13 protein-coding genes and 1 pseudogene are annotated in these 17528 nt (G+C 71.9%); 7 read left to right on the plus strand and 7 right to left on the minus strand.

From position 1 onward, the window contains the following. Positions 1 to 67 precede the first annotated feature (67 nt). Positions 68 to 763, plus strand: a complete 696-nt coding sequence (locus ACGFZW_RS22680) for a VOC family protein (RefSeq protein ID WP_393894998.1) — start codon at positions 68 to 70, stop codon at positions 761 to 763. A gap of 18 nt (positions 764 to 781) precedes the next feature. Here the strand turns inward: ACGFZW_RS22680 and ACGFZW_RS22685 are convergent, their stop codons facing one another. Both ACGFZW_RS22685 and ACGFZW_RS22690 read right to left on the minus strand, forming a co-directional pair. After that, the gene (locus ACGFZW_RS22685) at positions 782 to 2590 is read right to left on the minus strand and encodes an ABC transporter ATP-binding protein (RefSeq protein WP_393894999.1); all 1809 of its coding nucleotides are present in this window, start codon (positions 2588 to 2590) and stop codon (positions 782 to 784) included. A 73-nt stretch (positions 2591 to 2663) separates the two neighbouring features. Next, positions 2664 to 4361, minus strand: a complete 1698-nt coding sequence (locus ACGFZW_RS22690; protein WP_393895000.1) for an ABC transporter ATP-binding protein — start codon at positions 4359 to 4361, stop codon at positions 2664 to 2666. 241 nt (positions 4362 to 4602) lie between these two features. Between ACGFZW_RS22690 and ACGFZW_RS22695 the strand changes: the two genes are divergently transcribed. From ACGFZW_RS22695 to ACGFZW_RS22715, 5 genes are read left to right on the plus strand one after another with little or no spacing between them, the layout of a single operon-like run. Then, entirely contained in the window at positions 4603 to 5670 is a 1068-nt protein-coding gene (locus ACGFZW_RS22695) for a FecCD family ABC transporter permease (protein WP_393895001.1), read from the plus strand. After that, positions 5667 to 6770, plus strand: coding sequence for a FecCD family ABC transporter permease (locus ACGFZW_RS22700; RefSeq protein ID WP_393895002.1), 1104 nt, complete (start codon positions 5667 to 5669; stop codon positions 6768 to 6770). The genes ACGFZW_RS22695 and ACGFZW_RS22700 overlap by 4 nt, the downstream gene beginning before the upstream one ends. Continuing rightward, complete coding sequence (locus ACGFZW_RS22705) at positions 6767 to 7651, plus strand: ABC transporter ATP-binding protein (RefSeq protein WP_393895003.1); 885 nt, start codon at positions 6767 to 6769, stop codon at positions 7649 to 7651. Before ACGFZW_RS22700 ends, ACGFZW_RS22705 begins: the two co-directional genes overlap by 4 nt. A gap of 22 nt (positions 7652 to 7673) precedes the next feature. Then, entirely contained in the window at positions 7674 to 9251 is a 1578-nt protein-coding gene (locus ACGFZW_RS22710; RefSeq protein ID WP_393895004.1) for an amidohydrolase, read from the plus strand. Continuing rightward, entirely contained in the window at positions 9248 to 9475 is a 228-nt protein-coding gene (locus ACGFZW_RS22715) for a hypothetical protein (protein WP_393895005.1), read from the plus strand. Before ACGFZW_RS22710 ends, ACGFZW_RS22715 begins: the two co-directional genes overlap by 4 nt. Positions 9476 to 9526: 51 nt before the next feature. On the opposite strand, the pseudogene ACGFZW_RS22720 reads toward ACGFZW_RS22715, so the two are convergent. Next, positions 9527 to 10243: pseudogene (locus ACGFZW_RS22720) on the minus strand (siderophore-interacting protein). A gap of 88 nt (positions 10244 to 10331) precedes the next feature. Here ACGFZW_RS22720 and ACGFZW_RS22725 point away from each other — a divergent pair. Continuing rightward, positions 10332 to 12524 (plus strand): penicillin acylase family protein, encoded by a 2193-nt coding sequence (locus ACGFZW_RS22725; protein ID WP_393895006.1) that lies wholly within the window; start codon positions 10332 to 10334, stop codon positions 12522 to 12524. Here the strand turns inward: ACGFZW_RS22725 and ACGFZW_RS22730 are convergent. From ACGFZW_RS22730 to ACGFZW_RS22745, 4 genes are all read right to left on the minus strand, one after another. Next, the gene (locus ACGFZW_RS22730) at positions 12521 to 14587 is read right to left on the minus strand and encodes an iron ABC transporter permease (protein WP_393895007.1); all 2067 of its coding nucleotides are present in this window, start codon (positions 14585 to 14587) and stop codon (positions 12521 to 12523) included. The genes ACGFZW_RS22725 and ACGFZW_RS22730 overlap by 4 nt on opposite strands. 4 nt (positions 14588 to 14591) lie before the next feature. Then, positions 14592 to 15575 (minus strand): iron-siderophore ABC transporter substrate-binding protein, encoded by a 984-nt coding sequence (locus ACGFZW_RS22735; protein WP_393895008.1) that lies wholly within the window; start codon positions 15573 to 15575, stop codon positions 14592 to 14594. Beyond that, the gene (locus ACGFZW_RS22740) at positions 15572 to 16432 is read right to left on the minus strand and encodes an ABC transporter ATP-binding protein (protein WP_393895009.1); all 861 of its coding nucleotides are present in this window, start codon (positions 16430 to 16432) and stop codon (positions 15572 to 15574) included. Before ACGFZW_RS22740 ends, ACGFZW_RS22735 begins: the two co-directional genes overlap by 4 nt. A gap of 143 nt (positions 16433 to 16575) precedes the next feature. After that, entirely contained in the window at positions 16576 to 17526 is a 951-nt protein-coding gene (locus ACGFZW_RS22745) for a phosphotransferase family protein (protein ID WP_393895010.1), read from the minus strand. Between the last annotated feature and the right edge of the window lie 2 nt (positions 17527 to 17528).

Here is a 17528-nt window from a genome sequence, read left to right on the forward strand (position 1 = left end):
GCGGCTCCCGCACGAGGCGAGGGGATGCCGGTGGCGGATTGTCAGACCGGCACGCTACGTTCGGCGCATGACCGATGGAGAGGGCAAGGTCGAGCGCATCAGGCCGCAGCAGTTCCACGAGACCTCCGGCCTGGAGGACTGGCGTGTGGTCGGCGAGGGGGCGTGCGCGTACTTCCGCACCGGGGCGTTGACGTCCGGCGCGCGCCTCGTGCAGGCCATCAGCGAGTTGCCTGGCGTGGGGGACGGCCAACCGGACATCGACCTGCGGCACGAGGGTGTGACCGTACGGCTGATCACGGTCTCGGACGACTACTACGGGCTGACCGGGCGGCACATCGAACTGGCCCGGCAGATCTCGGCAGTGGCACGCGCCCTGGACCTGCCGGCCGACCCTTCCATGGTGCAGACCGTCCAGGTCACCGTCGACGCGCTCGCCCGTGCCGACGTGGTGGCGTTCTGGCGCGCCCTGCTCGGATACCAGGACCGCGCGAACAGCGGCGAGGACCTGATCGACCCGCGGCGCCGCGGGGCACCGTTCTACTTCCAGCAGATGGACGCACCGCGCCCGCAGCGCAACCGGCTCCATGTCGACGTCTGGGTGCCGTACGACCAGGCCGAGGCGCGGATAGCCGCGGCCCTCGCGGCCGGCGGACGCCTGGTCAACGACGCCGATGCGCCGTCGAACCGGGTGCTGGCCGACCCCGAGGGGAACGAGGCGTGCGTCGGTGTGGCCGGATGGACGGGCCCGGACTCCAGCAGGTGAAGCGGGGAGGTGGGCCTCTCAGCTCTCCACGGGCACGCGTGGCACCGGGACTTCCGGCTGCCGGCGGCTGTCGGACCACGCCGCCCAGAGTTCCGCGTAGCGGCCGCCGACCGCGATCAGCTCCTCGTGCGTACCGGTCTCGACGACCCGGCCCTGGTCGAGGACGACGACGCGGTCCGCGGCGGCGGCCTGCGGGAGCCGGTGAGCCACCACGAGTCCCGTGCGGCCTTCCAGCGCCCGCAGGGCTGCCGTCTCCAGGACGCGGGCGCCCGCGCTTCCGGCGTCGGCGGTGGCCTCGTCCAGGATCGCGATCAGCGGGTCCGTCAGGACGAGACGGGCCAGGGCCAGGTGCTGGGCCTGGGCCACGGTGAGCCGGTGGCCGCCCTCGCCGACCACCGTGGCGAGACCGTCGGGCAGGGCCTGAACCCATTCCAGAGCGCCGACCCGGGTCAGTGCCGCGCGCAGCTCCTCCTCGGTGGCCTCGGGGCGGGCCAGTCGCAGGTCCTCGGCCAGCGGACCGGCGAAGACATGGACCTCCTGACTGACCAGCGTCACCGCCTGCCGGACACCGGTCAGGCCCAGCTCCCCGACGTCGACACCGCCGAGGACGACCGACCCCTCGGACGGCTCGTGCACACCGGCGATCAGCTTCGCCAGGGTGGTCTTGCCGGCTCCGCTCGCGCCCACCAGGGCCACCCGCTCCCCGTCCCGTACCTCAAGGCCCACATCGCGCAGCACCGGGTGTCCGGAGAGGTACGCGTGGCTGAGCGTGGAGACCTTGATGGAGCCGTCCGCGGGTACGGCCCGGCCGTCGGTGTCCCGCTCGGCCGGCAGGTTCGATACGCCGACCAGACGGGCCAGGCTCGCGCCGGCGGACTGCGCGTCGTCGATGAGGAAGAGCGCGGCGTTGATCGGGTTGAACAGGCCGTGGAAGTAGAGCGCCGCGGCGGTCGCCGTGCCGATGCTCACGGACTTGGCGTCGACCAGGAGGAACCCTGTCAGGAGAATGGAGGTCAGGCCGATGAACTCCGCGATGTTCAGCCGGGAGAAGAACCCGGAGACCAGGCGCATGCCGCGCGCGGCGAGGTTGACGGCGTCCTGGGACCGCCGCTCCAGCAGGTCCGCGTGCCGGCCGTTCATCCGGAACGCGCGCACGGTGCGGACGCCGCCGATGCTGTCGAGAAGCTGGTGCTGGAGGGCACCCGTCGCCACGCGGTGTGCGGCGTAGACCGTCGCGGCGCGGGGGATGTACCAGCGCACCGTGAGGATGTGGACCGGCACGGCCAGCAGCACGGCGAGCAGGAAGCGCCAGTCCAGTACGGCGAGTCCGACCAGCGTCAGCACGATGGTGAGGAAGGCTCCGGCGAACTCCGGAAGGGCCTGGCGCACGGCCTTCGCGATCAGGGTCACATCACCGGTCACCCGCGAGGTGAGATCGCCGGAGCCGGCCTGCTCGACGCGTTCGAGCGGCAGGCGCAGTGCCCGCGCGATGAAGCGTTCGCGCAGCCTCGCCAGGACGGTCTCGCCGAGCCGGGCGACGAGGGACTTGCCGATCGCGGTCGCGATCCCCCTGACCACGGCCACCGCCAGCAGGAGCAGCATCGGCACGGTCAGCGAGTCGGGACCGCGCTTGTCGACGACCAGGTCGACGATGCGGCCGAGCAGCGGGGCGGTCAGCATCCCGACGCCCGTTCCGACGACCAGGACGGTCACCGCGGCGAAGGCCAGCGGCCGGTGGCGGCGCAGCAGCCCGCCGACGACGGAGAGGGTCCGGGCACCGGTGGCCGTGGGCAGGAGCTCGCGTTCAGACGTGCTGGGTCCGCTCATCGTCCGTCCTTCGTCCGTCGCGTACGCACTGGCTTCGGGTCCCTCTCGCTCACGGAGAGGGCGTGCACCGGCGTCATGCCAACACCGCGGTGCGGTACGCCTCGTGGGCGGCGACCAGCTCGGGGTGGGGGCCTTCCGCGGCCACGGCGCCGCCGTCGAGCATCACCACACGGTCGGTCCCGGCGAGCAGCGCGGGGCTGGTGGTGACCAGGATCGTCGTGCGGTCGCGGCGGAGGTGCCGCAGACGGTCGGCGATGCGCGACTCGGTGACGGTGTCGACGGCGGTCGTCGGGTCGTGGACGACCAGCACCGGCGGATCCGCGGCCAGGGCGCGGGCGAGTGCCACCCGTTGGCGCTGCCCGCCGGAGAGCGACCGCCCGCGTTCGCCGAGCACGGTGTCCACGCCCTGGGGCAGGGCCTCGGCGACCTCGTCCGCGGTCGCGGCGGCCAGCGCGGGTTCGACGTCCGTGGTGTCGTCGTCCGTCGCGGCCCGTACGTTGTCCAGCAGGCTGTGCTCGAACAGGTCCGCGTCGTGGTGGGCGACGAGGATCGCGCGGCGGGCGTCCTCGGGGGCCAGCTCGGTCAGCGGTACGCCGTCGAGCTCGATGCCCCCTTCATCGGGGTCGCGTTCGCGGCCCAGGCAGAGCAGCAGGTCGTTCGCCACGGCCGGGTCCTTGGCGACCACGCCGACCAGGCTTCCGGGGGCGATGTCGAGGTCCACCCCGCGCAGCGCGCCGTGTGTGACACCGCGCAGCCGGAGCCGCCCGGCGACGGGGTCGGGGAGCGCGGCCGTGCCCGCCGTGACGGACGGCGGCGAGGCGAGTACCTCGGCGATCCGGTCGGCCGAGGCGCGGCCCTGGGCGAACTCGCCGTTGACGTAGGTGAGGAGCTGGAACGGCCCGAGCAGATACTGGGCCAGACCGACGGCCGCCACCAGATCGCCCACGCTGATCGTGCCGCGCATCGCCAGATGGGCGCCGACCAGCCCGATGACCGCGATGAAGACTCCGGTCAGGGCGAGGATCGCGCCGTCGTGCCAGGCCCGGCTGCGGGCGGCGCGCAGGGCGGCGGCCAGCGAGTCCCGGCTCGTCACGCGGTACCGGGACACCGCGGCCGGTTCGGCGCCGATCCCCTTGAGGACGCGCAGGCCGGCGACGAGGTCGGCGGCGACACCGGAGGCATGGGCGGCGCGCTCCTGCTCGGTCTCGCTGCGCCGTTCCAGCGGGCGGCTGATCCGGTGGCCGAGCCACAGCAGGGGCGGCACTCCGAGGAGGACGAGCAGACCGAGCGGTACCGAGACGCGCAGCAGCGCCACCGCGCTGACGGCCAGTCCCGCGAGCGCCGAGATCGCGTACGGCATTGCGGAGGCGACCGAGCCCACCCTTCGGGCGTCACCGGTGGCGACGGCGGTCAGCGCGCCGGGCAGGCGGCCGGCGTCGGCGCCGCCCCGCGGGTCGAGCACCCGGTCACCGAGGTCGAGCCGGATCCGGTGCGCTGCGCGTTCCGCCGCCGACTCGGTCAGCCTCGCGGAATTGCGGTAGCACGTGGAGAGAATGAAGAAGAGCGCGGCGAGGACGAGCAGCCACCGCAGGAGGGCGCCGGAGGAGCCGGTCGCCACGGCCTCGTCGATGACCAGGCCGATGACCACCGGGACCATGGCCTCGCACACCTGGTGCGCCATGCCGAGGATCGAGGCGACGGCGATACGGCGTCGTTGGTCGCCGAGCGCTCTGCGGAGGACGTGTCCCCCCGTTGGTCCTCCAGCGGGCATGCGGGTCCTCCACAGAACAGGACTGGATGGTTAGGTAAGCCTACCTTGATTGACTTCCCTGCCAAGGCCCCCGAGGGCAGGTCGTACCCCCGCATACGTCCGAACTCCGGCTGCGTTGACCGGTCTTGGGCGTTCGGTTAGCCTCACCTAAGTCGCACTGTGGCGCACTGCGTTGATGCTCCATCGCCGTCCGCGACGCGTCCTGTGTCGCTCGCGTACCCACCGCCAGGGGGAGTTGTCGTTGTCGGTCGAAGTCCAGGCGGCATCCGCAAGCAAGGCCGGCGGGCTCGCCGCGCCCGAGGCGCGCAGGGGCGTGGGCACCCTGCGCGGCACGGGCCTCTTCCTGGCGCTCGGCGCGCTGGTCCTGGTCTCGCTGGTCAGTGTGTGGGTGGGCACGAGGGGAATCCCGTTCACCTCGACATGGGGCCTTCTGTGGCAGCCGGACGGTTCGGAAGCCTCGGTCATCATCCACGACTACCGCATCCCCCGTACCCTGCTCGGACTCCTCGTCGGCACGGCACTGGGGCTTTCCGGCGCACTGATGCAGGCCCTGACCCGCAATCCGCTCGCCGACCCCGGACTGCTCGGGGTGAGCCTGGGAGCCTCGACGGGTGTGGTCGTGGCCATCGCCTTCCTCGGGGTGGCCGCGCCCCTCGGCTATGTGTGGTTCGCCCTCCTCGGCGCGGCCGTCACGTCGGTGGTGGTCTACCTGCTGGGCTCCTCAGGACGGAAGCTGGCCACCCCCGAGCGGCTGGTCGTCGCGGGAGCCGCGGTGACCGCGGTGCTGTATGCCTTCAACTCGGCGGTGCTGCTGCTCAATCCGAAGGCGTTCGACCAGTTCCGCTTCTGGACGGTGGGCGCCCTCGCCGGCCGGTACTTCGACATCGTCCACCTCACCCTGCCGTTCGTCGTGGTGGGCCTCCTCATGGCACTCGGGCTCGCCCCCTCGCTCAACGCCCTGGCCCTGGGCGACCAGGTGGGCCGTGCCCTGGGGGTGAACGTCGGCCGCACCCGGGTGCTGGGTGCGATCGCGGTGATGCTGCTGTGCGGCACCGCCACGGCCGCGGCGGGCCCGATCGCCTTCGTGGGCCTCGCCGTGCCGCACGTGGCCCGCTTCATCGTCGGCCCCGACCAGCGGTGGGTGCTCGCCTATTCCATGCTGCTCGCGCCCATCCTGCTGGTCGGGGCGGACGTCCTGGGCCGGGTCCTCGGCGCCCCCGGCGAGATCCAGGTCGGCATCGTCACCGCGTTCATCGGCGCGCCGCTGTTCATCGCGCTGTGCCGCCGCCGGAAGCTGGTCATGCTGTGAGTTCCGTACGGGAGGCGAACGCCCGAGTGCCCAGATCCGTCGATGCCCCGAAGCTCCGCGTCGTCAGCGGGCTGGTCATCCGCACCGGAAGGGGCGGCGTGTCCCTGCGGGTGCAGGGCCGGGCTCTCGCACTGACAGCCGTGCTGCTCGCCGTTCTCACGGTGGTCATGGGCATCACCTTGACCACCGGGGACTACCAGCTGTCCATCGGCGAGGTCCTCCGGGCGGTGACGGGCACAGGATCGGGCGCCGCGGACTTCATCGTCAACACACTGCGCATGCCGCGCCTGCTGACCGCCCTGGGCGTCGGCGCGGCCCTGGCGGTGAGCGGCGCCATCCTGCAGAGCCTGACCGGCAACTCCCTCGGCAGCCCCGACATCATCGGCTTCACCAACGGATCCGCGGTGGGTGCGCTCGGCGTCATCATCGTGCTGCATGGCAGCATGACGCAGATCGCGATCGGCGCACTGCTCGGCGGCCTCGCCACCGCAGGCGCGGTCTACCTCCTCATGCTGGGACGGGGGTTGCAGGGCTTCCGGCTCGTCGTCGTCGGCATCGGCGTCAGTGCCCTGCTTCTCGCCGTCAACTCCTACCTCATCACCCGGGCGACCTGGCAGGAGGCGCTGGAGGCCCAGGCGTGGCTCATCGGCAGCCTGAGCAACCGGGGATGGCAGCACGCGAGCGCCATCGGCCTCGCCGTGGCCGTGCTGCTTCCGCTCGCCGTCGTCCTCGCCCGCCGGCTCTCCTTGGTGGAGATGGGCGACACCACCGCCATGGCCCTGGGCGTCAACGTGGCCCGCACCCGCACGGCCATGCTCGTCATCAGTGTCGCCCTGGCCGCGTTCGCCACCGCGGTCACCGGTCCCATCTGGTTCATCGCACTGGCCGCGCCCCAACTGGCCCGCAGGCTGGGCCGCTCATCCGGTCCCGCACTGCTGCCGTCCGCCCTCATGGGTGCGCTGCTGCTCGCCCTGAGCGACCTCGTCGTGCAGCGGGTCTTCGCCCCCACCCTCCTCCCGGTGGGCACGGCGACCGGCACCATCGGCGGGCTGTACCTCATCTGGCTGCTGATCACCGAGTCGCGAAAGAGCCGCGCATGACTGGAACGCACCCCCTGACACCCCGGCTGCGAGCCGAGGACCTGACGCTGTCCTACGACCAGCGGACGGTGGCCACCTCCCTCGGCGTCGACATCCCCGACCACTCCTTCACCGTGATCATCGGACCGAACGCCTGCGGTAAGTCCACTCTGCTCAAGGCCCTCGCCCGGATGCTCAAACCCCGGGCGGGCCAGGTCTACCTCGACGGTGCCGCGATCGCGTCGTACCGCTCCCGCGAGGTCGCCCGCCGGCTGGGGCTGCTCCCGCAGTCGTCGACCGCGCCCGGCGGCATCACCGTGGGGGACCTCGTCGCCCGTGGCCGCTATCCGCACCAGCGACTGCTGAAGCAGTGGTCCGCGGAGGACGAGACGGCCGTGGCCGAGGCGATGCGGCAGACCGGCGTACTCGATCTCGCCGACCGGCCCGTCGACGACCTCTCCGGCGGCCAGCGCCAGCGTGTCTGGCTCTCCATGGTGCTGGCACAGCAGACCTCCATCCTGCTGCTGGACGAGCCGACCACGTACCTCGACATCGCCCACCAGGTCGAGGTGCTCGACCTGTGCGCCTGCCTGCACGCGCGCAAGGGGCACACGGTCGTCGCGGTCCTGCACGACCTCAACCAGGCGTGCCGCTACGCCACCCACCTCATCGTGATGCGGGCGGGCGGCACGGTCGCGGCCGAAGGTGACCCGGCGACCGTCATGACCGCCGAGCTGGTCGAGGACGTGTTCGGGCTGTCCTGCCGCATCATCGACGACCCGGAGACCGGTACACCGCTGATGGTCCCGGCGGCCCCCAGGGTCCACGCGCCCGAGGAGCGCCCGGCAGGCACGCCCGCCGCCGGCACCGTGCGGGCCGCATCGATGGCCGAAACCAGCTGACACCGCCCAGGACGGACTGCCCATGCTCTGTACGAGGCTGACGAACGCGCACATTCTCACCATGGACCCGGACCACCCCGTCGCCCATGACCTGGGCATCTGGCGGGGCCGGATCGTGGGCCTGGACACCGCGGTGACCTCACTGCCCGCACGCGAGGTCATCGACCTGCAGGGCGCCACCGTGCTGCCCGGTTTCATCGACAGCCATGCGCACCTGTCGTGGGCCGGCTTCAAGGCGAGCACCCCGAGCGTGGCGCCGTGCGAGCGGGTCGAGGACATCCTCGCGGTCGTGGCGGAGGCCGCCTCCCGGCCGAGTGCGCCCGGCGCCTGGGTGGACATCGCCGGGTACGACCAGCGGGCGCTGGGGCGCCATCTGACCGCCGCCGAGCTGGACCGCGTCAGCCACGGCCGCAAGGTGCTCATGATGCACGACTCCGGACACGCCTGCGTCGTCAACAGCGCCGTCCTCGACCTGCTTCCGGCCGACATCCCGCACCAGGACGGCTACTTGGTGGAGGGCGCCATGGGCGCCGCACGCCGGCTGCGCCTGCCGTGTTCCCAGGAAGAACTCGCCGACGCGATCGAGCACGCCGCCCGCGCCTGCCTGGCCGAAGGAGTGACGGCCTGCGCCGAGGCCGGCGTCGGAGGCGGCCTGCTGGGCTACAGCCCCGTCGAGGCGGGTGCCTATCAACTGCTGCGCGACCAGGGCCGGTTGCCTCTGCGGATCCAGCTCATGGCGGGCGGCGACACCCTGCGGCCCGTCGCCGCGCACCGCAGCGACGGCATACCGCGGGCTCTCGACCTCGGCCTGCGCACCGGGTTCGGTGACGACTGGCTGTCCCTGGGCGCGCTGAAGATCTTCACCGACGGCGGCATGATGGCCCGCACTGCCGCGCTCACCGCCCCGTACGAAGGCATGGAGCACTCCGGACAGCTCCAGGACGACCCCGACCGTCTCGCCGACCTCATCGTGGACGGACACCTCGCCGGGTGGCAGCTCGCCGTCCACGCCATCGGCGACCGCGCCGCCGACCTCGCGCTGGACGCCTTGGAGCGGGCACAGGTCCTGCGGCCCCGTCCGGACGCGCGGCACCGCATCGAGCATGCCGGGCTGATCCGCCCCGACCAACTCCCGCGCTTCGCACGGCTCGGCGTCAGCGCCGTGATCCAGCCGAACTTCCTGCGCTACTTCGGCGACGACTACGCGGCCGTCATGGGGAAGGAGCGCGCGCCGTGGATGTACCGCGGCCGCGGATTCCTCGACCACGGCGTCACGGTCGTCGGCAGCTCCGACCGGCCCGTCACCCACGGCCAGCCGCTGCGGGCCATTCAGTTCATGGTCGAACGCGCCTCCACATCAGGGCAGTTGATCGGCCCGGACGAAGCCCTCACCGTCGACGAGGCCCTGCGCGCCTACACCGTCGCCGGTGCCTACGCCTGCCGCTGGGACGACAGCGCGGGCAGCCTCACCCCCGGCAAGCGCGCCGACCTGGTCGTCCTGGGAGACGACCCGCGGAGTGTCGACACCTCGCGCATCGGAGACATCGAGGTGGTCGCGACGTTCGTCGACGGCCGCGAGTCCAAGGAGGTGGCGCAGTGAGCACACGGGACACCATCGAGCGCTACGCACACCTGTGGGAGGCGCCGCCGTACCCCCACCGGTGGGTCATCTGGACCACCCCGGCAGAGTCCATGGTCTTCGACCGGCAGACCAACTGCCCCGAGTTCATCGATGACGAGGCGACCCTGCACGAGATCCTGCGCAGAATGCGTGAGGTGGGCGCGGCGGAGAGCGACGAGTATCCGGGCAACCCCTGCGGTTGACCGCTCCCCGGTGCTACGTCGGTGACGGCGCAACCGGCAAGTGCGACGGAGTCAGGTGGCGCGCCAGTAGCCCATGGAGTGCAACCGCGCTTTGGGTACGCCGAGTTGCCTGCGCACGAACGAGGCGAGGGCCCGGGTCGTCGATGTGTCGCACGCGATCCAAACGTAGGAGCCGGTCGTCCAGGTGGGCGAGCAGGGCGGATCGCACCGTTTCGATCAGCAGCGCTCCGTTGTCGCGCCGGGGCACATGGCGCACCTCGTGGCGCGCGGTGCCGGAGCGCAGCGGCAGTTGCTCGTCGGCGGGGTGCGGAGTCTCGAACCAGATGGTGGCCGGTGTCAGCGGCATCGAGTCCAGGAGCGAGTTGATGGCGGGCAGGGACGCCGGGTCCCCGATCACGAGAAGTCGTGACGGCAGGGAGTGGGGCACGGTGAAGCCCGTGCCCTGGACGGTCGCCTCGATCGTGTCGCCGGGACGCGCGGCGCGTGCCCACTCGCTTGCGCGGCCCTCGTGCAGTGCGAACTCCATACTGAAGGTGCCGGTTGAGGGATTCGGGTCCAGGAGCGTGTAGGCGCGTTGGTGTGGTGCGCCCGCGCTGTCGAACCACAGGCGCACCCACATGGTGGGGTGCGTCCCGGTCGGGCCGAGCCACCGTCGTCGAAACGCAGCCTGCGGTAGCGGTCGGCAATGTCCTTCGCGGTCTGGACGGTGAGGGTGAAGTTCCTCCCCCGCATCAGCTTGAGGACGACGCCCTCCCAGCCATGCTTCATGCCCGCCCACCTCTCCTATCGCTCCCCCTGCTTAGGTCAGGCTAACCTAAGTAGGGTTGAATCCCTGCGGGAAGAGGCGGAGAGAGCAGTGGCGGTCAAGACTTACCGGGATGCCTGGGGCATTCCGCACCTCCGGGCGTCCGACCCGCTGCAACTGGCCTTCGGCCAGGGCGAGAACGCCGCACTGGACCGGGCCTGGCAGATCGAGGTGGAGCGGCACCGCTCCCAGGGCACCACCGCCTCGTTCCTCGGTCCCGCCACCGTCGTCTGGGACCGGTTCGCCCGCCAGGCCAGGCTCGACGACACCGCACGGCGCTGCTTCGCGAACCTCGACGACGAGACAGCGGCCTGGGTGACGGCGTACGTCGACGGGGTCAACTCCGCTCTGGAACGGGGCGCGGCAGCCGCGCCCGAGTTCGCCACCACCGGACTCGCGCCGGAGCCGTGGCAGCCGTGGGCGCCCCTCGGCATCTGGCTCGCCCACCACATCCTCTTCGCGGGTTTCCCGACGAAGCTGTGGCGCGAGCAGGTCGCCCGTCGCCTCGGTGCGGACGCCATCGAGCTTTTCGCCACGGATGACCCCGGTACGGCAGGGTCGAACGGCTGGATGGTCTCGGGAGAGCGCACTGCCGCCGGCGCACCGCTCATCGCGGGCGACCCGCACCGCTTCATCCAGGACCCCGGGGTCTACCAGCAGTTGCACCTGTCCTGCCCGGAGTACGACGTCGTCGGCTTCGCCGTACCCGGTGTCCCCGGTATCGCCCATTTCGGCCACACCGGAACGGTGGCCTGGGCCATCACCAACGCCATGTCCGACTACCACGACCTGTACCGGGAACGGCTGCGCCGCGCGGGCGGCGGCATCGAGGCGCTGGGGCCGGAGGGATGGTCGCCGGCCGCCCATCACCGGGAGACCATCGAGGTCGCCGGAGGCGAACCGGTCGAGGTCGAGGTGATCGAGACGGAGCGCGGGCCGGTCGTCATCGAAGGCCTCGGAGACCTCGGAGATCTCGCAGCCCCCGCGGACGCCGCCGGTGCGGAGGGCGCCGGTCCGGAGGCGGAACCGGCCGGCATGCCCGGGGGGATCAGCCTTCGCTACCCGCCGCGTGTCACGGGTGATCTCGGATTCGACGTGCTTCCCGCCCTGCTGCGTGCCCGCACGGTCGCGGACGTGGACCGGGCGCTGGACCGCTGGATCGAGCCCGTCAACGTGGTGCACGCCGCCGACGCCACCGGAGAGCTGCTGCACCGCGTGGCCGGATACGTACCCGTCCGCCATCGGGACAACTGGCTGCGGATCGTGCCTGCCTGGGAGCGGGGGCACGGCTGGCAGGGACGTCACGGCACACCTCGCGCCGAGGTGGACGGCATCGCCGTGATGGCGAACGCCCGGGGTCTCGCCGGTCTCCTCGGGGTGGAGTTCGCACCGCCGCACCGCGCCGACCGCATCGAAGCTCTGCTGCGGGAGTCACGGGACTGGACGGCCCCCGACATGGCGGCAATCCACATGGACACCCTTCTCACCGCCGCCGGGCCACTGCTGGAGCAGGTGGCCCGCCTCGACGAACTCGGCCCCGCGGCCGAGCGGTTGAGGGAGCGCCTGCTGTCCTGGAACCGTTATATGGACGCCGACAGCATCGCCGCGGCGGATTACGCCCGCCTGCGCTCGGCCGTCTCGCGCCGGATCGCGGCAGCTCCACAGCTGGAATGCCTCGCCGAGCCCCTGAGGTATCCCGCGGTGTTCGAGAGCTGGCTGAATCTCACCTCGAAGGTCGCCTTCGCGCTGGAGACCCTGCTGACCACCGACCGGCTCGCCGGCCTCGACGTGCCGGGAATCGTCGGTGCCGCCTTGGACGAGGTCGCCGGCGCCGAGCCCGTGGCATGGGGCGAACTCCACCGTCTCGCTCCCGGCCGGGCCCTGCCCTCCGTCGAGGGCGAGCGGTGGCCCGGACTGGGCGGCGATCACGATTGCGTACTGGCCACGTCCAGCACGCCCGGCGTCACCGACCTCAGCGCACGTGGCCCCTCCGCCCGCTACGTCTGGGATCTCTCCCGCCGGGAGAACAGCCTGTGGGTGGTTCCCCTGGGTGCCCACGGAGTCCCCGGGGGCAGCCATCACCGCGACCAGCTCCCCCTGTGGGTCCGCGGCGAACTGGCCCCCGTCATCACTGATTTCGCCCTCCTGGCGGAGGAGGCCGAACCGACCGAAGAGACCGAACCGACCGCGGACGCGAGTCGTGGCGAGGGGGCCGACGGGGGAGACCGGTCGGGTGACGTCTAGCGGCGGCTGCGTACGAGCAGATGGAGGAAGTACGGCGTGCCGATCACCGCGGTCATGAGGCCGGCGCCGAGCTGAGCCGGCGCGATCACCGTGCGGCCCACCAGATCGGCGGCGCAGACGAGCACAGCGCCGAACAGTACCGCGACCGGAACGACCCGCGCGTGCTGCCGGCCCACCAGGCCACGGGCCGCGTGCGGCGCCACCAGCCCGACGAATCCGATGGTGCCCGCCGCGGCCACGGCGGTGGCGCTGAGCAGGACACTCAACACCAGGAATCCCAGGCGTCCGCGCGACAGATCGAGCCCGAGGAGCCTTGGGGTGTCCTCGTCGAGCGACACCAGATCGAGCTCGGTGCGCCGTACGAACGCGACGAGCACGCCCACCGTGAGCACGGCCGCGAGGGGCGCCACGTCGGGCAGCGTCCGGCCGTACGTGGAGCCCGAAAGCCAGGTGAGGGCCTTCGTCGCGTTGAACGGATCGGTGAGCACGATCAGCAGGCTGATCAGCGCAGTTGCCCCGGTGGCGAAGCCGAACCCGACGAGGACCAGCCGGTTTTGCCGGAACCCGCCCCGCGCGGCGAGCCCGAAGACGAGCACGGCGCTGAACGCGGCGCCGACGAACGCGGCGCCCGCCATGCTCCACGAACCGGCCTCCGCCACCGTGGTCACCAGGAGCACGGCGCCGAGCGCGGCCCCGCCGGAGACGCCCAGGACACCGGGATCCGCGAGGGGGTTGCGCGTCACCGACTGGATCAGTGTCCCCGCCAGGGCGAGGGCACCGCCGGCGAGCAGCGCGGCGAGGACGCGCGGCACGCGGGTGTCGAGGACGAACGTGACGGCCCGGCCGGCCCGGCCCTGGGCCCAGTTCGCCACGTCACCCAGCAGCAGCTTGTTGTCACCCAGCAGGACGGCGGCGATCGCCACACCGACGAGTGCGGCCACCAGGACGGCCGTGAAGGTGAGGAAGGTCTTCCGGCTCCTGACCCGCAGCCGGTCCTCCGCGGCCGCTCCGGCGGTGTCCCGGACCCGTGTGGCCATCATGATCAGGAACACGGCGCCGACGAGGCTGGTGACGACACCGGTCGGCACGGCGACCGAGATGTCCGTGGGCACGACGGCGCGCAGCAGCACGTCCGAGCCGAGCACCAGTGCCGCCCCGGTGAGGCCGGTGACCGGAAGGCCGGCCCGCGTCCGTGCGAACGCGCGGACCCTGCGGGCGAGGGGGCGTACGAGGGCGGGGGCGCACAGGCCGACGAAGCCGATCGGACCGGCCAGGGTGACGGCCGCCGCGGACAGCAGGGCCGAGAGCACGACCGCCGTCACCCGGGTGGCCCGGACCTTCACGCCGAGGCCGCGCGCGGCGTCGTCGCCGAGCGCCAGCGCGTCCATCCGGCGGGCGACCAGCAGCAGCCCGACGAGACCGGCCAGGCAGATCGGCGCCATCTGGAGCACGCCGTCGAACCCGTTCTGGGCGATGCTGCCCTGGTTCCACTGGTAGAGGCCCTCGGTCTGCCGGGGGAACAACAGGAGCAGACCCTCGGTGACGGCGGTGAGGCCGAAGGTGAGGGCGCTGCCGGCGAGTACGAGGCGCACCGTGCCGGCGCCGAGACCGGACAGCCCCAGCACGACGGCGGCCGCAGCGAGGCCACCGGCGAACGCGACGCCGGAGGAGGCGAACAGCGGCAGGGACACACCGGTGACGGTGGCCAGCCCGAGCGCCAGGTAGGAGCCGGCGTTCACCGCGAGGGTGTCGGGTGAGGCGAGCACGTTGCGGCTGACGGTCTGCAGGGCGGCTCCCGCCATGCCGAGCACGGCGCCGACGAGCAGCCCCGCGGTCATCCTCGGGAGCCGGGAGGCGATGACGACGGACGCGTCGGCCGGGTCGGCCCGGCCGGTGAGCGCCTTCCAGACCTGCGCGGGGCCGACCGCGGCCGTGCCCTGTGCGATGTCCACGATCGCCAGTGCGGCGACGAGGAGGACCAGTGCGACCGTCACCACGGCCGCGCCCGTCCGGGACGTGACCGCCGACGGACGGGTGGCGGGGGTTGTTGCGGTGACGGCCATGGTGTTACTTCGTCAGCGCTTCGACGACGGAGTCGATGTACTCGTTCATCGACGCGGGGCCGCCGAACATCCAGACACCATCGGGCAGCCGGTGCACGTGGTCGTTCTTCACGAACGGCAGAGACGTCCAGACCTTGTCCTTGGCCAGGGTGCCGGTGAACGGCGCGCTGCTCTTGTCGCCGTCATTGCTGATGTAGGCGAACCGCACGTCGTCGCCCAGCTTCGTCAGCCCCTCGACATCGGTGGCGCCGAGGCCGTAGCTCTTGTCGCCCTTGACCTTCCAGGCGTTCTTCAGGCCGAGCTTCTCGCTGACCGCCCCGATGAGCGAGCCGCTGGTGAAGGGCCTGATCGAGACCTGGTTGGAGGTGACGTAGCCGTCGGCGAAGGCGTACTGCGCGCCGTCGAGCCCCGCGTCGGCGAGCTCCTTCCTCCCCTCGGCCAGCTTCGCCTCGAAGCCCTTCTTGAGCTTCGCGGACCGCTGCGTGGTGCCGGTGGCCTTGGCTATGAGGTCGAGGTTCCCGGTCATCCGCCCGATCGGGTCGGCGGCATCGGCGGGGCGGAGCGACAGGACCGGGGCGACCCTGCGCAACTGCTTCACGGCGGCCTGCGGGAGGTCGGTGGTGGCGACGATGAGGTCCGGGGACAGCCCGGCGATGGCGTCCATGCTCGGCTCGCCCCGCGTGCCGATGTCCTTGGGGGTGTTCTTGAGCGGGGCCGCGGTGTCCCAGGCCTTGTACCCCTTGACGTCGGCGACGCCGACCGGGTCGACGCCCAGCGACACCAGGCTCTCGACGACGTTCCACTCGGTCCCGACGACCTTCTTGGCGGGCCCGTCGAGTTGGACCTTCTTGCCGGAGGCGTCGGTGAGGGTGATGCGCTCGCCGGTGGTCCGCTTTGCGTCGTCGGCGGCGGGCTCGGTCGTCCCGCAGGCGGTCAGGGTGAGGGCCGCCACGGCGGCGGCCGCGGCGGTGAGGAGGAGGCGTCTCATGAGGCGGCGCTGAGCCTTTCGGTTCGCGTGTGGTGGCGGCCGATCGCACGGGTGCGCAGCCGTCCGGTAAGGGGGTCGGTGTCGACTTCGATGCGGATGCCGTACGTGTCGGTCAGCCGCTGGGCCGTGAAGACGTCTTCGGGGAGGCCGGCGGCGAGGATCCGCCCCTCGTGGAGCAGCACGATCCGGTCGGCGACGGTCGCGGCCTGGTCGAGGTCGTGCAGGACGGCGCCGACGGCGATGCCGTGGTCGTCCGCCAGGTCACGTATGAGGTCGAGGAGTTCGACCTGGTACCGCAGGTCGAGGTAGGTCGTCGGCTCGTCGAGGAGCAGCACGCCGGTCTCCTGGGCGAGGCAGCCGGCCAGCCACACACGCTGGAGCTGCCCGCCGGAGAGGTGCTCGACGCCCCGCTCGGCGAGCTCCTCGACGCCCGTCATGGCCAGCGCGCGATCCACCGCGGCCCGCCCGTCCGGGTCGGCCTTGCCCCAGCGGCCCCGGTACGGGTAGCGGCCGAACTCGACGACGTCCCGTACGGTCAGTCCACTGGGGGTGGGGCGCCCCTGGGTCAGCAGAGCGACATGGCGCGAGAACTCACGGGGGCCCAGAGCGAGGCCGTCGGTGTCGGCGTCGATGACGAGCCTGGCCGTCCTGGGCCGCTGCAACCGGGCGATCGTGCGCAGGAGTGTCGACTTCCCGCTGCCGTTCGGGCCCACCAGGACCGTCACTTCGCCGGGCCGCAGCGTCATCGAGGCGTCGTGGACGACATCGACGCCTTCGTACGCCACGGTGACACCCATGGCCGACAATTCATGACCACGGGGGCGCACGGCCGCGGAGGTCTCTTCACCTACATGCACGCCCAGAGGTTAGCCTAACCTTAGAAAGTCGTGAAGAGGGCCGGAATAATCGCCCACAAGCGCCAAATTCGGCCTAAGATCCGCTTCCGGGCCCGCACCCGGGGACCGGTGCCGCGCCCGCCCTCCTCCTCCTGGCGGAGCGCTCAGCCGGTCAGGCCACAATCGAACGGCATCGTCCGCCATTGCTCGACGGCCGGCTTCACCGCCTCCACGAGCATGGGCAACTGCGGCGCGAGCGCGAGGCACGCCACCATCCGGACCATGCCCACGGCGTTGACGAAGCGCAGCACCCGCTCGTCCAGCTGCCGCACGCCTCGGCGCTGCGCCGCGGACCGGTACGCGGCCTCGCAATCGGGGCCGAGGGCGGCCATGTCCCATTCGACCGGTCCGAGCGTGGCCAGCTCGAAGTCGGCGTACAGCGGGCCCTCCGATGAAGCGACGATGTTGACCGCCGGGGCATCCCCGTGGATCGGCTGCAAGTCGACTCCCGGGAACGCCGCCGCAAAGCCGTCCCGCGAGCCGACGACGGGTTCCAGGACCTCCCACTCCCGCCGCGCACGGTCGAGATCCGCCGGCGTGAGGAGATCCGGACGCGCTTCGAGGGCCGCGAGCGCCTCCGTGACGAACCTCGGTTCGGCCGCCGACAGGAACGGCAGATCGCCCGGGTAATCGCGCAACGCGGCGTGCAGGCCGACGACCAGGCCGGAGTTGTGCACGAAATCGGGCTCGACGCTCTTGTCCTGCTCGACGAACTGCCAGAACCTCATCGAGAATCCGTCGCGTCGTACGGGCTCCCGCGGCACGAGCGGACTCGGCGGGATCACCGGGACGCCCTGTTCGGCGAGCCACCGCACCACATCGAGCTCCACCCGCTGTCGCGCCGCCTGGGTGTCGAGGTCGGCGTACGACGGCAGGACGACGGGGACCCGGACCACCACGGGCGACGGAGCGAGGTGCACGACAACGGAGAACACGTCATGGAGCACCGTCGCGTCGGTCACCGTCAGCCCGAGCTGTCGACCCGCGACGACGGCCGCGTCGAGAGCGCGTGACGTGCGGGCGGCGAGCTGATCGGACGTCAAGAATGCCAGCATGC

This window comes from Streptomyces sp. NPDC048248 (assembly GCF_043201875.1).
GTDB lineage: Bacteria > Actinomycetota > Actinomycetes > Streptomycetales > Streptomycetaceae > Streptomyces.